This is a genomic window from Herbaspirillum frisingense GSF30, from assembly GCF_000300975.2.
GTDB classification, from domain to species: Bacteria; Pseudomonadota; Gammaproteobacteria; order Burkholderiales; family Burkholderiaceae_D; genus Herbaspirillum; species Herbaspirillum frisingense.
On record NZ_AEEC02000010.1, the window covers coordinates 1 to 12376 of the forward strand.

The following is a 12376-nucleotide window of genomic DNA, read 5'->3' on the forward strand; positions in this document are numbered from 1 at the left end:
CCTTTTTTTTCGTAATCGTCGATGAGCACCTGCCTCTACACCATTGTCCTGCGGCAGTGCAGTTCCTGATGGCCCGGTTTTGGTGTGGCAGCTTGGTAAAAGCAGGGGGGGCATCAGCGCGGCGAATGCGTTCTGCCTGATGAGATATCGCGTGCTTGATATGGAATGGAAATATGCCAGAGATATGGCCTGCCCTGAGGGACTCGAACCCCCGACCTATGGCTTAGAAGGCCATTGCTCTATCCAGTTGAGCTAAGGGCAGTTCGGCGTGGCTGGCGGGAAGGGCGGGGTGCGACTGCATCAGTGCGTCACCGCAATTCCACCAGCGAGCCAGAAAAGGAAAACGGGCTGTAAAAACAGCCCGTTTTTCAAGTGTGGTCGGAGTACAAGGATTCGAACCTTGGACCCCCTGGTCCCAAACCAGGTGCGCTACCGGGCTGCGCTACACTCCGAGAAGCGAGATAATAGCAGCATCTTTCGCGAACGGTCAACAACGATTGCAAGCAAGCTTAAAAACAATCAGGAAACCGCCTCTCCCTCGCGGGATTCGGCCACTTTCTGCAGCCTGATTTCCACCAGCAGTTTCTTGATCTCCGGTACGCAGGAGCCGCAGTTGCCGCCCGCCTTCAGGCAGGCCGTGACCTGGCTGACCTCTTCCAGATCCCGCTTCCTGATGGCGTCGCAGATCGTGTTGCGGCCCACGCCAAAGCAGGAGCAGACAGTCGGTCCGGTGTCGGCGCCTTTTTCGATGGGCTGGCCCACCAGCAGGCCGACGCGGTCGGCTTCTTCCAGCTTGTCCTTGGCGAACAGGCCGGCCAGCCAGGAGCGTGAGGGCAGGTCGGGGCGGGCGGACATGAACAGGCACATGTCGATGCGGTCATCCACCACATGCACGGCACGATAGCTGCCGTCGCTCAGGTCTTCATATTCCAGCCAGTCGGCGTCGTCGTCGCGTACGCCCAGCAGGGCGCGCGCCCAGGCGGTGTGGTCGTTGATCTGGTTGCGGCCGGCCAGTTCATAGCGCAGGAAGTCGCGGCCCTGCACGCGGGTCCAGTGGGTGATGTCGTCCAGTGCCAGCGGATGGCGGGTGAGGATGAAGCCGTGCCAGCCGACGCGGAATTCTTCGATGGCCACCGGCGTGTGCTTGAACTCGGGCTCGCCCGAGACCGGGTCGACCACCGGGTTGACCACCGCGCCCACGCGGGCGTCCGAGGCCGACTGGCTGTTCCAGTGGATAGGCACGAAGACCGCGCCACGCGGGATGCCGCCGCCGTGCTGAACCCGCGCCACCATGGCGCCCCAGCGGCTGCTGATGCGCGCCAGACCGCCTTCGCGCAGACCGTAGAGCAGGGCGTCCTGGGGATGGATGTCGATGAAGGATTCAGCGATGTGGCTGCCCAGGGTGGCTGATTTGCCGGTACGCGTCATGGTGTGCCAGTGGTCGCGCACGCGGCCGGTGTTGAGGATCAGCGGGTAGTCTTCGCAGGCGGCATGCAGCGGGCTGCGCGGCGCGGTCGGCACAAAACGCGCACGGCCGTCGGCGGTGCTGAAACGGTAGTCCTGCAGCACCCGCGCCGTGCCGACCACACTGCCATCGGACAGGCGCTGCACCGGCCACTGGATCGGCGCCAGGGTGTCGTAGCCGCTGCGGTCCAGGCCGGTCAGGCCGGCCAGGTTGAAGACGCGGCGCACTTTGCCTGGTTCGGTCTCAGCATGGGCCTCGCCATTGCGATAGGCCGACAGGCGGGCATGTTCGTCGAAGATGGCGTGCGGGCCGTCGAAGTCGAAACCCTCGAAGCCCATGCGCTGCGCCACGTCGCACAGGGTGCGCCAGTCGCCGCGTGCTTCGCCGGGGGCGCTCAGGAAAGCGCGCTGGCGCGAGATGCGGCGTTCGGAATTGGTGACTGTGCCATCCTTCTCGCCCCAGGCCAGGGCCGGCAGTAGCAGGTGGGCGTAGGCATTGGTATCGGTCTGGGTGACCACGTCCGAGGCCACCACCAGTTCGCATTTTTGCAGGGCGCGTTGCACCAGGTCGGCGTCGGGCAGGCTGACCATGGGGTTGGTGGCCATGATCCACACCGCCTTGATGCGGCCGTCCTCGATGGCGCGGAACATGTCCACCGCTTTCAGGCCGGGTTTGTCGGCGATGCGCGGGGATTGCCAGAAGTCTTGCACGATCTCGCGGTGCAGCGGCTGCTCCAGATCCATGTGGGCCGCCAGCATGTTGGCCAGGCCGCCGACTTCGCGGCCGCCCATGGCGTTGGGCTGGCCGGTGATGGAAAACGGTCCCATGCCAGGCTTGCCGATGCGGCCGGTGGCGAGATGGCAGTTGATGATGCTGTTGACCTTGTCGGTACCGGCGGAGGACTGGTTCACGCCCATCGAGAAACCGGTGACCACTTTTTCAGTGTCGGCAAAGGCCTGGTAGAAGGCCAGCAGATCCTGCAGGTCCACTTTGCAGATGCGCGCCACCGTGGCGGGGTCGGCGCAGTCGGCGTCGGCCACCGCCAGGGCGTCGTCGAAGCCGTTGGTGTGGGCGCTGATGAAGGCGTTGTCGCGCAGGCCGCGATGGGCCAGGTAACTCATCAGGCCGTTGAACAGCCAGACATCGGTGCCGGCCTTGATCGGCAGGTGCAGGTCGGCCAGTTCGCAGGTGGCGGTGCGGCGTGGATCGATGACGATCAGGCGCATTGCGGGGCGGGTTTCTTTCAGGCGGGCGATGCGCTGGAACAGGATGGGATGGCACCAGGCGGCGTTCGATCCTACCAGCACCACCAGGTCGGCCAGTTCCAGGTCTTCGTAGCAGATCGGCACCAGGTCTTCGCCGAAGGCGCGCTTGTGGCCGGCCACGGCCGACGACATGCACAGGCGCGAATTGGTGTCGATGTTGGCGCTGCCGATATAGCCCTTCATGAGCTTGTTGGCGATGTAGTAGTCCTCGGTCAGCAACTGCCCGGAGACATACAGGGCCACCGCATCCGGCCCGTGTTGGGCGATGATGGCGGCGAACTTGCTGGCGACTTCGTTCAGGGCATCGTCCCAGGAGACCTGCTCCAATTCACCCTGGGCGTTGCGGCGCTGCGGATGCAGCAGGCGGCCGTCGAGATCGACGGTCTCGCCCAGGGCCGAGCCCTTCACGCACAGGCGGCCCAGGTTGGCGGGGTGCTGCTCGTCGCCCTTGATGCCCAGGCTGCCGTCCTCTTTCAGCGATGCCGTCACGCCGCAGCCCACGCCGCAATAGGGGCAGGTGGTGCGGGTGGTCGTCACGGCCAGGGCGAGCGGGGTCTGGGAGAGATTCATGAAGTTTCCTTTGGAGCTAGGCGGCTTGCTGGCACATGGCCTGGCCGAAGGGCAGTTCGCGGCGGAAGGCGCTGATGTCGCGGCCGCTCTGGATCAGGTCGAAGTACCACGGTCCGTCCTTGACGTCGCCATACAGCACCGCGCCTACCAGGCGCGAACCGCGCAGCACCAGCCGCTTGTAGATGCCGCGACGCGGGTCGCGCACCACCAGGTCTTCGGTATCCTCGCCGCCGATGAAGTCACCGGCCGAATACAGGTCCACCCCGGTCACCTTGAGCTTGGTGGCAGTGGCCTGCTGCACGTAGCGGCGATGGCCGGCGCCGGCCAGGTGCGCACCGCAGACGCGGGCCTGGTCCCAGATCGGCGCCACCAGGCCGAAGGTGGCCTTGCGGTGCTGCACGCATTCGCCCACGGCATAGACGCGCGGGTCGTAGGTCTGCAGGGTATCGTCGACGATGATGGCACGTTCGCAGTGCAGGCCGGCGGCCTTGGCCAGGGCGATATTGGGGCGCACGCCGGCGGTCATCACCACCAGGTCGGCGGGGATGGTGCTGCCATCCTTGAAGCGCAGGGCGGTCACGCGGTCCGGCCCGACGATTTCCTCGGTATGGGCATTGAGCAGAAAGCGCAGGCCACGGTCTTCCAGCGCCTTCTTGAGCAGGGCGGCGGCGGGCTTGTCCAGTTGCTGGTTCATCAGGGCGTCGGTGACGTGCACCACGGTCACCTCCATGCCCTGGCGCATCAGGCCATTGGCCGCTTCCAGCCCCAACAGGCCACCGCCGATGACGACAGCATGCCGGTGGGTACGGGCGGCTTCCAGCATGGTATCGACGTCCTGGATGTCGCGGAAGGCGATCACGCCCGGCAATTGGTGGCCCGGCACCGGGATGATGAAGGGCGTGGAGCCGGTGGCCAGCAGCAGGCGGTCGTACTTCACTGCCAGGCCGGAGCGCGCATGCACGGTGCGTTGGCGGCGGTCGATGTGGATCACCGGGTCGCCCGCGTGCAGGGTGATGCCGTTGTCGTCGTACCAGGCACGGGGGTTGAGCATGATGTCATCGATGCTCTTGTCTCCGGCCAGGACCGGCGAGAGCATGATGCGGTTGTAGTTGCCGTGCGGCTCGGCGCCGAAGACGGTAATGTCGTACAGGTCCGGCGCCAGCTTGAGCAGTTCTTCCACGGTGCGCATGCCGGCCATGCCATTGCCGATCACCACCAGCGATGGTTTGGCGGCGCGCTTGTCGGCCCCGGTTTCCATCTCAGGCCCCGATCCAGACCTTGCCCTGCTCGATGCGCGCCGGCCAGGCCGGTACCGAGTGGGCGGGTTCTTCCAGGCATTCGCCGGTGGTCAGGTCGAAGTGATGCTTGTAGATCGGCGAGGCCACCACGATGCGTTCGCCCAGGTTGCCCACCAGGCCACGCGAGAGCACGGCGGCGTCGGCGTTGGGATCGTAGTTGCCGATGGCGAAGACGCGTGCCTGCGCCTGGCCCGCGCTATGGTCGATGACGTGGAAGATCGCCACTTGCTGGTCGCCGACCAGGGCGGCCACGCCGGTGTTGGGGACGATCTCGCCCAGGTCGCAGATCGGGGTCCAGTGCTGGATTTGTTGGTCGCTGTGCATGCGGTGCTCCTGATGGTTGTACGGCGGGTGCGTCTTCGGGTGCGTCTTCGATACGCGGCGTTGCCGCTACTCAGAACGAACGGTTCTTTGTCCGGCGACGCTCGCTCGGACTGAGTAGTCACCAGAACGAACGGTTCTTTGTCCGGTGACGCCCGTTCGGACTGAGTAGTCGCGCAGCGACGTATCGAAGGCGCGACTAAGGCCGGATATCACACGGTCTCGACGACAACGGGGATGTCGAGCAACTTCTTTTCCGCCACGGTGGCCGGCCGGATCTGTCCGCGTTCCTCGACAAACCTGATATTGCCATCGGCGGCCTTGCTGTTGACGAAGTGGCGGAAGCGCTTGCGGGTTTCCGGATCGGTGACGGCCTTCTTCCATTCGCATTCGTAGGTGTCGACCACGTGCTGCATCTCGCTTTCCAGCTCCGCGGCGATGCCCAGCTTGTCGTCGATGACCACGCTCTTGAGGTAGTCCAGGCCGCCTTCCAGGTTTTCGCGCCAGGTGCTGGTGCGTTGCAGGCGGTCGGCGGTGCGCACGTAGAACATCAGGAAGCGGTCCACATAACGGACCAGGGTCGCTTCGTCGAGGTCCGAGGCGATCAGCTCGGCATGGCGCGGCTTCATGCCGCCATTGCCGCAGACGTAGAGGTTCCAGCCCTTGTCGGTGGCGATGATGCCCACGTCCTTGCCCTGCGCCTCGGCGCATTCGCGGGTGCAGCCGGAGACGCCGAACTTGATCTTGTGCGGCGAGCGCAGGCCCTTGTAGCGGTTTTCCAGGCGCACCGCGAAGCCCACGCTATCGCCCACGCCATAGCGGCACCAGGTCGAGCCCACGCAGGATTTGACGGTGCGCAGCGACTTGCCGTAGGCGTGGCCGGTCTCGAAGCCGGCGGCGATCAGTTCTTCCCAGATATCGGGCAACTGGTCCACGCGGGCGCCGAACAGGTCTACCCGCTGGCCGCCGGTGATCTTGGTGTAGAGACCGTATTTCTTGGCGATCTGGCCGACGGCGATCAGGCCGTCGGGAGTGACTTCGCCACCGGCCATGCGCGGCACCACCGAGTAGGTGCCATCCTTCTGGATGTTGCCCAGGAAGTAGTCGTTGGAATCCTGCAGGCTGGCATGCTCCTTCTTGAGCACGAAGTCGTTCCACAGCGAGGCCAGCACATTGGCCACCATCGGCTTGCAGACGTCGCAGCCCAGACCGCGACCGTGCTTGGCCAGCAGTTCGTCGAAGCTCCTGATCTGGCCCACGCGCACCAGATGGTGGATTTCCTGGCGCGAATAGGGGAAGTGCTCGCAGACGTGGTTATTGACCGCCATCCCCTGTTTCTTCATTTCCGCCTTCATGACCTGGGTCACCAATGGCACGCAACCGCCGCAGGCCGTGCCTGCCTTGGTGCAAGCCTTCAGATCACCGATATTGGTCACGCCAGAAGCGACAGCGGCGCACAGTTGGCCCTTGGAGACATTGTTGCAGGAGCAGATCTGCGCCGAATCCGGCAGCGCATCCACGCCCAGGCCGGGCTTGGCCTTGCCGTCGGACTGCGGCAGGATCAGGAATTCCGGGGCCTCCGGCAGTTCGATCTTGTTCAGCATCATCTGCAGGAGCGTGCCGTATTCGGCAGCGTCGCCCACCATCACCGCACCCAGCAGGTGCTTGCCGGATTCGGAGACCACGATCTTCTTGTAGATCTGGCGGCGCTCATCGGTGAACTGGTAGGAGCGGCTGCCGGCTTCCTTGCCATGGGCGTCGCCGATGCTGGCCACGTCCACGCCCATGAGCTTGAGCTTGGTGCTCATGTCGGCGCCGTTGAATTGCGGCACTTCGATGGCGTCATCGCGGTGCGACAGCAGATGCTTGGCGGCGGTGCGCGCCATGTCGTAGCCCGGCGCGACCAGGCCGAAGATCTTGCCGTTCCACAGCGCACATTCGCCAATGGCATAGACCGCCGGGTCCGAGGTCAGGCAGCAGTTGTCGATGACGATGCCGCCACGGTCGCCTACCTTCAGTCCGGCCTGGCGCGCCAGTTCGTCACGCGGGCGGATGCCGGCGGAGAAGACGATCATGTCGGTTTCCAGGTGCGAGCCATCCTCGAAGTTCATGCGATGGGTGTGCTGCTTGCCATCGACGATCTCGACCGTGTTCTTTTGCGTATGGGCGGTCACGCCCAGTTCCTCGATCTTCTGGCGCAGCACGCGGCCGCCGCTTTCGTCCACCTGCACCGCCATCAGGCGCGGGGCGAACTCGACCACATGGGTCTCCAGCTTGAGGTCGCGCAGGGCCTTGGCACATTCCAGGCCCAGCAGGCCGCCGCCGATGACCACGCCCGACTTGGAACGGCTGCCGCATTCCAGCATCGCTTCCAGATCTTCAATGGTGCGGTAGACGAAGCAGTCCTTGCGCTGGTTGCCGGCCACCGTCGGCACAAAGGGATAGGAGCCGGTGGCCAGCACCAGCTTGTCATAGGACAGGGTTTCTTCCACGCCGGCCACGTTGACCAGCACCTGCTTGCGTTCCAGGTCGATCTGCTGGGCCTTGGCGTTGAGCTTGAGGTCGAACTGCACCGCGCTACGGCCGGCATCGAAGAAGCCTGGCGCCACCAGCGACAGGTCCTCTGCGCTCTTGCCGGCGAAGAATTCGGAGAGGTGCACGCGGTCGTAGGCCGGGCGCGGTTCTTCACACAGGATGGTGACCTGCAGTTCCCCGGCGCCGCTTTCGGCCAGGCTTTCCAGGAACTTGTGGCCGACCATGCCGTGGCCGATGACGATGATCTTCATGGCTTATCTCCTCAGGCTGCAACTTTGCTGTCGGCCAGGACGGCTTCGCCGTTCTTGTCCGAGGCAGTGAAACGGATGGCCACAGCGCACAGTGCCGAGACGGTCACCAGCACGCCCAGCGCCGACAGGGTCTGCTGGGTATTGCCCAGACCCTTCATCAGGAAGCCCGCCAGCACCGCGCCCACGTTGCCGCCGGCGCCGATGATGCCGGCCACGCCGCCCAGGGCCTTGCGGTCGATGAAGGGCACCAGCGCGTAGGTGGCGCCGCAGGCCATGTGGGTGAACAGGCCGAAGCACAGCATGGCGAAGATGGCCGCTGCGACGCTACCGGCATGGGCAAACCACAGCAGGCCCAGGCCTTCGCCCAGCATCATCACGAACAGCAGGGTGGCGCGGCGGTTCAGGCCGCCCGCGAGGGCTACCTTGTCCGAGATGAAACCACCCAGGGCGCGGGCGAACAGCGCCAGCAGGCCGAAGCTGGCAGCGGCGATGCCGGCCGACTCCAGCGACAGCTGGAAGTGCTCCACGTAGTAGATGGCGGCGATGTTGTGGATGAAGATTTCCACGCCGAAGCAGGCGCCGTAGGTGATGAAGAGCATCCACACGCGGTAGTTGGCGGCGGCGGCGCGGAAGCTCGCCCAGCCACCGCGCTTGCCGCTTTCGATGGTCACGCCGGCGGCGCGCAGGTCATCATAGTTGCCTTCCGGGCAGTCCTGCGTAAAGCGCCAGTAGAGCGCTGCCATGATCAGCATCAGCACGCCCGGCACCAGCAGCGCCACGCGCCAGCCCCAGGCCTGGGAGACGCCCAGCATCAGCACGGCCGCCATCAGCAGCGGCATCACACCCTGCGCCACGCCACCGCCGGCATTGCCCCAGCCGGCCGTGGCCGCGTTGGCGGTACCGACCACATTGGGGGCGAACATCACCGAGGTGTGGTATTGGGTGATCACGAAGCTGGCACCGACCGCACCGATCAGCAGGCGGAAGAACAGGAAGCTCTCGTAGCTCTGCGCAAAGGCCACGCCGATGACCGGCACGGCACCGGCCAGCAGCAGGCCGGTATAGGTCTTGCGCGGGCCGAAACGGTCACACATGGGGCCGATGACCAGGCGCACCAGGATGGTCACGGCCACGGCGGCGATATTGATGTTGGCGATCTGGCCGGGCGTGAGATGGAATTCACCCTTGATCACCGGCATCAGCGGCGCGCAGGCGAACCAGGCGAAGAAGCAGACGAAGAAAGCCATCCAGGTCAGGTGGAAGGCGCGCATCTGCGGCGTGCGCAGGGAGAACAGCTCGATACGATTGGATTTGCTCATCTCGGGTCCTGTAAAAACAAAAAGGCGCCCGCTGGAACCAAGCGCAGGGCTCGGTTCTAGCGGACGCCATTGTCCGTGTGTCTTGCAGATCCATCGTTAGATCGGCATCGAATTGGGGGATCGTCCTTGATCCTGGGCTCTTATGAGCAAAGGTCGTGCCAGGCCGTGGGAATCGGGCGGGGCGCCCGTGCGGTGCGGGTTTGCGGCGGGAAGAGGGAGAGCAGGGCGCCACTGCAGAGCTGACGGGTGGCCCCGATATATATCATCGTGTGATGTATTGCAGTGCAAGCTGCGCGTTCGTGGTGCAGTGCATCGTGAGGGTGCAGGGCATCAAGGCGGTGCGCGGGGAGCTTGCCGCCCGGACACGGCCGGTGTTCAGCGCGGCTGGAAGGCGATGATGCCCATGCCGGCCAGCGCTACCGCCACGCCCGCGCAATCCCAGGCAGAGGGCCGGATGCCGTCCACCGCCCACAGCCAGGCCATGGCCACGGCGATGTAGACCCCGCCATAGGCCGCATACACCCGCCCCGAGGCGGCGTCGTGCAGGGTCAGCAGCCAGGCGAACAGCGCCAGGCTCAGCGCGGCCGGCAGCAGCAGCCAGGCTGAACGGTCCTGCTTGAGCCAGAGATAGGGGAGGTAGCAGCCGACGATTTCGGCCACGGCGGTGCAGAGGTAGAGCAGCAGGGTCTTCATGGCCGGCCGGGCTCAGTCTTCTTCACGGGCGGTGATGTCGGCCCGTTCGTCGTCGCTCTTGCGCAGCCATTGGCGGTGCATGAACTGCTCCAGCGGCCGGCCCACCACGAACAGCAGCAGGATCAGCGCCGTCGCCATCAGGGCCACGCGCCACCAGCCACCGCCGCAGACGATGCCCACCGCCGCCGTCACCCAGATCGAGGCCGCCGTGGTCAGTCCCCGGACTTTCTCGGTCCGCTGTTCATGGATGATGACGCCGGCGCCCAGGAAGCCGATGCCGGTGATCACGCCCTGGATGGCGCGGCTGACGGCGTCACGATAATGGTCGTCGGCACTGAAGGAGAAATCCATCGCCGCCATCGTCACCAGCGCCGAGCCCAGGGCCACCAGACCCAGCGTCTTCATGCCGGTGGGCTTGCCACGCAGGTTGCGGTCGATGCCGATGATGCAGCCGATCAGCATGGCAAAGCAGAGACGGTAGAAGACTTCGAAATGGTCGGTCATGGGCGCGGTCGGGGCGGCGAGAGAAGGTTGCAATACGGGTGGTTACAGCCCGCCATTGTACCCTTGCGCCTTGCTGGTTCCTGCACTCAGAGCCGGGCGAACGTGCATAAAAAAGCCCCGTCAGAATCGACGGGGCAAATCAGGCATGGCGGGAAGGAACGGAGGCTACGCCATGCCGCGCTCAAACATGCAAGCTGGTCAAGCCCTGCTGAGCGACCTTCATAGGTCGGCTCATGTCAGGAAAGACTGTTGCGAAAGATCAGGAACCGGAGCCGCCAGCGCCCGCACCACCGGCACCGGAGCCGCCGCCCGTGCCGCCATTACCGCCGGGGGAGGTGCCCATGGGACCATCCTTCATCTCGGTGGCATTCGGGTTGTTACCCGAACGGGACTTGGTGCTGCTCTTGTCGGACTTGTTGTGGTTGCGCATGGTCTTGCTCTTGCTGGAGGAACTGCCCGCATCGGAGGCGCCGCTGTTGCCGCTACCCGGGGTGGTCTGCGCGCCGGTGGCACCGGTGGCACCGGAGCCGGCCGAACCAGAGCCGGCAGCGCCGCCCGAAGCCTGCGCCATGGCGCCCGTGCTGAAGGCTGCAACGATCAGGGCAGTGCCGAGGAATTTCAGAGTCGGTTTGGATGACATGCGTATCTCCTTGAGTTTTGGGGGCGTCCCGCTGTCGCGAGCCGTTGAAGCCATACTAGGCTTCGCTCCCGTTTCCTACAGTCGGACGTCACTTCATACGCTTGTCGGTGCTTTCGTACCGGGATGACGGTGACTGTTGTTGAGTTGGTCAGGTCTGCACTACCTGTACGCAGCTCCTCCTGCCTCTACTGCCGCGCTGTGTCGTGCTGGCAGCGATCAGTTCTTGCGCTGGCCCACATCGTCTTCGGCCGGTGCACCCGGCGTCAGGTATTGCGGCGCATTGCGCTCATCCGTGCCGGCGCGATGCTGACCGTCGGCGCGGGGGACGGCGCGCGCCGGGCGCTTCATTGCCTCGTCGCGGGCGTGGCCGGCCGGTGGCACCTGAGTGGCGGGGTGGCCGGTGGCAGCGCGGTTATCTCCGGTCGGTCCCGGTTGTTCGAAGGGTCGGGATGCCTGGGTTTGCGCCAGGGCCGGCACGGTCTGCAGGATCAGGGCCAGCGCGGCGGTACTGAGGCAGGCGAGGGAACGGTGGGAGGGGAGGGTAATCATGGCATGTGCTCCTGGTGAAGTGAATCGAGAGGTCGTACATAGGCTCTTCGATCATAGGAGCGCCAGGGGCCATCGGCAGTCGGCGCAGCAGCGATTTGGGCGTCAGCGTAATCCCGCAGCGGGCTGCCCCACATTGTCAAGGCAGGGTCTGCCGCAATTCACTGGGGCTCAGCCCGTAATGCTGGCGAAAGCGGATCGCAAAACGCGAAGCCGAATCGTAGCCGCAGGAGGCGGCGATGTCGGCAATCGGCAGGGATGAGGCCTGCAGTTGTTCCAGCGCCTGGCCCAGCTGCACCTTGTCCAGCAGTTCGCGAAAACCGGTCTGCTCGCGTGCCAGGCGGCGCCGCAGGGTCGACACGCTGCAGTGGAAGGCATCGGCCACCCGTTCCAGGCTGCGCTGCTCTGGGGCCAGCATCAGCAGATGCTGTTCGATGCGCTGGCTGATCGCGTCGCCCCGTTCACGCAAGAGACCACCCACCACCCCGCGCAGACTGAGCGCCAGCAACAGGCCTTCGGCGGCCTGGCACTGCAGGTCAGCGGCCGCGTCATCGCGGATGCAGTCGAGCAGGTAGCGCCAGGCGCGCAGGATGTCCGCATCCTGCTGCACGCTGACCAAGGCCGTGGCTTCGCTGCTGCGCACGCCCTGGCCGGGATAATGCAGGCGGAAGCGCTCCAGCAGCGACGACGGCAGCGAGACCATGTCGGCCGCGTATTCCCCAGCCCGGGGAAGGTTGGCCACGTTCATCTGCATGCCGGGGGCGATCAGCAGCAATACATCCTGACCGCATTGCAGCTGACGGCTGCCCCATTCGACCCGCTTGCGCCCCTGCCGCACGTGGCAGATGCTGGCCAGTCCGATGAAGACCTGACGCAGCTTCTGCTCCTGGCGGGCACGGATGCGGGTCAGGGTCGGTGCGGGACCATGCGCGAAGGGCAGGATGGCGAGATCGTTTTGCATGCGGGGAT

At 65.2% G+C, this 12376-nt stretch carries 10 protein-coding genes and 2 tRNA genes; all 12 read right to left on the reverse strand.

Features of this window, described 5'->3' with window-relative positions:
- Nucleotides 1-185: 185 nt before the first annotated feature.
- Nucleotides 186-262: transfer RNA gene (locus HFRIS_RS08900), tRNA-Arg, on the reverse strand.
- 113 nt (nucleotides 263-375) lie between these two features.
- Nucleotides 376-452: transfer RNA gene (locus HFRIS_RS08905), tRNA-Pro, on the reverse strand.
- A gap of 67 nt (nucleotides 453-519) precedes the next feature.
- Nucleotides 520-3300 carry a nitrate reductase gene (locus HFRIS_RS08910; protein WP_006462971.1) on the reverse strand — a complete coding sequence of 927 codons (2781 nt, stop codon included), beginning with the start codon at nucleotides 3298-3300 and terminating at the stop codon, nucleotides 520-522.
- Nucleotides 3301-3316: 16 nt separating this feature from the next.
- Nucleotides 3317-4558 (reverse strand): NAD(P)/FAD-dependent oxidoreductase, encoded by a 1242-nt coding sequence (locus HFRIS_RS08915; protein ID WP_006462972.1) that lies wholly within the window; start codon nucleotides 4556-4558, stop codon nucleotides 3317-3319.
- A 1-nt stretch (nucleotide 4559) separates the two neighbouring features.
- Complete coding sequence (nirD, locus tag HFRIS_RS08920) at nucleotides 4560-4922, reverse strand: nitrite reductase small subunit NirD (RefSeq protein WP_006462973.1); 363 nt, start codon at nucleotides 4920-4922, stop codon at nucleotides 4560-4562.
- 209 nt (nucleotides 4923-5131) lie between these two features.
- A complete protein-coding gene (nirB, locus tag HFRIS_RS08925) occupies nucleotides 5132-7705 on the reverse strand; it encodes a nitrite reductase large subunit NirB (protein WP_006462974.1) in 2574 nt (857 codons plus the stop codon).
- 11 nt (nucleotides 7706-7716) lie between these two features.
- The gene (locus tag HFRIS_RS08930) at nucleotides 7717-9024 is read right to left on the reverse strand and encodes an MFS transporter (RefSeq protein WP_006462975.1); all 1308 of its coding nucleotides are present in this window, start codon (nucleotides 9022-9024) and stop codon (nucleotides 7717-7719) included.
- 375 nt (nucleotides 9025-9399) lie between these two features.
- On the reverse strand, nucleotides 9400-9717 hold the full coding sequence (locus HFRIS_RS08935) for a YnfA family protein (protein WP_006462976.1): 318 nt from the start codon (nucleotides 9715-9717) through the stop codon (nucleotides 9400-9402).
- A gap of 12 nt (nucleotides 9718-9729) precedes the next feature.
- Complete coding sequence (locus HFRIS_RS08940) at nucleotides 9730-10221, reverse strand: MgtC/SapB family protein (RefSeq protein ID WP_006462977.1); 492 nt, start codon at nucleotides 10219-10221, stop codon at nucleotides 9730-9732.
- A 259-nt stretch (nucleotides 10222-10480) separates the two neighbouring features.
- Nucleotides 10481-10861 (reverse strand): hypothetical protein, encoded by a 381-nt coding sequence (locus HFRIS_RS08945; protein ID WP_006462978.1) that lies wholly within the window; start codon nucleotides 10859-10861, stop codon nucleotides 10481-10483.
- 216 nt (nucleotides 10862-11077) lie between these two features.
- On the reverse strand, nucleotides 11078-11410 hold the full coding sequence (locus HFRIS_RS08950; protein ID WP_006462979.1) for a hypothetical protein: 333 nt from the start codon (nucleotides 11408-11410) through the stop codon (nucleotides 11078-11080).
- 136 nt (nucleotides 11411-11546) lie between these two features.
- Nucleotides 11547-12368 (reverse strand): helix-turn-helix transcriptional regulator, encoded by an 822-nt coding sequence (locus HFRIS_RS08955; RefSeq protein ID WP_006462980.1) that lies wholly within the window; start codon nucleotides 12366-12368, stop codon nucleotides 11547-11549.
- Between the last annotated feature and the right edge of the window lie 8 nt (nucleotides 12369-12376).